Origin of the sequence: Pedobacter sp. UBA5917, assembly GCF_002432345.1 — a bacterium.
In the GTDB taxonomy this organism is placed as follows: domain Bacteria; phylum Bacteroidota; class Bacteroidia; order Sphingobacteriales; family Sphingobacteriaceae; genus Pedobacter.
Genome location: NZ_DJDT01000186.1, coordinates 1 through 3,003, shown reverse-complemented (window position 1 = coordinate 3,003; position 3,003 = coordinate 1). Strand labels below are relative to the sequence as shown.

General features: G+C 37.4%; 2 protein-coding genes. One reads left to right on the top strand and one right to left on the bottom strand.

Annotation, left to right across the window (positions count from 1 at the left end; all coding sequences use genetic code 11):
* Positions 1-150 precede the first annotated feature (150 nt).
* Complete coding sequence (locus B2V92_RS12125) at positions 151-2,073, bottom strand: redoxin domain-containing protein (protein ID WP_293308245.1); 1,923 nt, start codon at positions 2,071-2,073, stop codon at positions 151-153.
* 110 nt (positions 2,074-2,183) lie between these two features.
* On the opposite strand from B2V92_RS12125, the gene B2V92_RS12120 reads away from it, so the two are divergent.
* Positions 2,184-2,957 (top strand): EcsC family protein, encoded by a 774-nt coding sequence (locus tag B2V92_RS12120; RefSeq protein WP_293308243.1) that lies wholly within the window; start codon positions 2,184-2,186, stop codon positions 2,955-2,957.
* Positions 2,958-3,003 lie beyond the last annotated feature (46 nt).

The window sequence follows — 3,003 nt, the reverse complement described above, 5'->3', positions numbered from 1 at the left end:
CCCTGAACTTGTTTCAGGGTCTATCTTGCAGGAAAGATGCTGAAATAAATTCAGCATGACGATCGCATCAGAAAAGACTAAAATTATAATGAAGCACAGATATAAAAAAAGGTGCCGATAATCAGCACCTTTTCTTTAAAAACCATTTCATTATTTACTCGATTCTTTAGCGGCCAGTAATCCAACCATAGCATCTATTTCTTTCACCACTCCATCATCAGTGCCTGAGAAACCTACTGCTTTAAACCTGATGTTCCCATCACCATCTATCACAAACTTGGTTGGGATACCATCTACTTTATAAGCGCTTACCACATCAAATTTTGATGGATCTTTGGCGTTTTTGGTATCGTAAAGCACGTTGAAATTGTATTTCTTCTCCGTTATAAAATCAGTCACCAATTTTTCCCTATTATCCTCCGTTTGCCAGGTATTTACGAAAAGAAACACCACATTGGGGTTATTGGCATATTTGGCCAAAGCCTTTTGCATACCCGGAAAAGAAGCCACACATGGACCGCACCAGGTTGCCCAATAATCCAGAATAACAATCTTTCCTTTTAAGCTGGCCAAACTAACTGTTTCGCCTTTTAAATTAACCAAAGAGAATGCCGGCGCAGGGCTATTGATCATTTTTTTTGTCCATTCCTCCTTTTCTTTCTCCAATGCTGCTTTTTCTAAATTGGCAATATAGGTTTCGTAAGTACCTTCTTTCTTTAATGCGGTATAGAGTCTTTTAAAATCCGCTTTTAGCGAATCTGTTGCCTTGCCATCTTTAATTAATTTTTCGGCTTCACCGTAGGCTTTATCATTCTGCCCTTCTTTAATCAGATAGGTGATATAACGACCTGATACATCTGGTGGTACTGCAGTGTATGATTTTAATGCTTTTTCCTGCACAGTCAAAGCATCTTTAAAATTACCCTGACGATAAAGCAGTAAAGCATAGGTATCGGCAAACATACCATAAGATTGATCTAAAGATTTCAGAAAAGCTTCTTTTGAAGAAAAATAAACCGGCACCTCATCATTTTTAGCCTCTTCTATCAGGCTTAACGATTGTTTTGAAAGCTTTATCGCTATATCAACATTTTCATTTTTCTCTGCCGATGGCCAGGCAAAAGAATTATACAAGCTGGCCCTGGTTTGCTTATTAGTTACTTTACCAGCATAAAGCTCAAATTTTTCAGCATTTTTTGCCTGTATACTTGCGTTTGCCAAAATGCCATATATCGAATTTAATTTATCTGCATCCGCTTTTTTGCTGGCATCAAATTTAAATTTGGCAATCATATCCGTCGCTTTTTTCTCCTGCACTGCAAAATCTTTTGTACCATATAGGGCATTCATATCCTCTCCCCATGCATAATTTCCTGTTGGATACTTTTTCAGCAGGATTGTTTTTACCGAATCTGCCTGGGCCTTTTTCTTCAACAACGAATATAAACCTACAGTACCGCTAAGATCATCTTCTTTAGGATCTTTTATTTTAGATAACCTTGCAATATTTTCGTTGATCAGTTTTGTGCCGTTTTCTTTATCCGCTTTATACTCCAGTGATAAATACTGGTTTAAATTTTTCTGTTTCAGCGCGGGTTTTAAAGCAAATGCCTGTTTGTAATTGGCAATGGCTTTTTCCGGATCGCTGGTTAAACCCAAATAATAATTCCCTGCTAATCCATACAAAAAAGCCTTGTTTAGGTAAGCTTCTGCCGGCACTTTACCTGCTTTTGTAAATTCTAAAATGTAACCATCAGGCGCTTCGTCCTTTTTATCGCCTACCGCAAAAGCAAGTCCAACAATAGTAACACTATCGGCAGTAGAAATCTCTCCCTTATAAATAGCCCCTTCTTTAACCAGTTCTATTTTGGCATTTTTAGGATTGGTTTTAGAGAAAAAGGTAAAACCGGTACATTTTACATCAGCCAGGTTTTCGAGATTGGTACCCTTTGGGTCGTAGGTAAAGGTAACTTTGCTTCCTGCCGCAGGTTTATCGGTCGAAAACTTCACTCCCTGTGCGTTCGCCGTTCCTATAGCCAGCGCAGATAAAAAGAATAATTTTAAGGTTTTCATAAAGAAAGGATTAGGTTTAAATTAGGTAAACTAAATATATAGTTTAATATCTGTTTTTCATAATTATTTTCAATTAAATTTAAGGAATAATTATTGCAGGTTAATATACTATGACCTACGAACAAAAAATAAACAGCGAACTGGATTTCTGGAAGTTTAAAACCTTGCAGAAACCGTCTCTTTTGAGTAAGGTGACCGATAAAGTTCAGAAAAAAATAAACAGCTATATCCCCGATAAGGTTCATAATGCCATTACAACTGCCATAAAGCAAATGGTAAAAGCGGTTCTTTTTGGTTCTACATTTACCACTTCGAAACCGGTTATCAACTTAACATTGCTACACCGCGAAGCATTGGTTAAACAAAAAATTGACAACTATAAAAAAACCGGTGCTGCCGAAGGCGGAATTACAGGTGCGGGAGGCTTTTTAATGAGCCTTGCAGATTTCCCATTGTTATTGGGTATAAAAATGAAAATGCTTTTTGATATTGCCGCAGTTTACGGATACGATGTTAAAGATTACCGCGAGCGTTTATTCATTTTACATATTTTTCAGCTGGCATTTTCGAGTAAGGAAGAAAGCCAGAATGTGTTTTTTAAAATGCAGGATTGGGATGATAAAGCGCATCAACTGCCTACAGATATTGACGAATTTGACTGGCTTACCTTTCAGCAGCAATACCGCGACTATATAGATCTGGCAAAACTTGCACAAGTGCTTCCTTTTGTTGGTGCAGCAGTTGGTGCAGTTGCAAATTATAAACTGATCGAAAAACTGGGCAAAACTGCAATGATGAGTTATAGAATGAGGTACTTTAGTCTTCAGTCCGTAGTCCTAAGTCATGAGTCGAATAGCGATATCCGCATAGAGACCAATAAATAAGTATTTAAATCTTTAGCCATTATCAGACTAAGGACTACAGACTCAA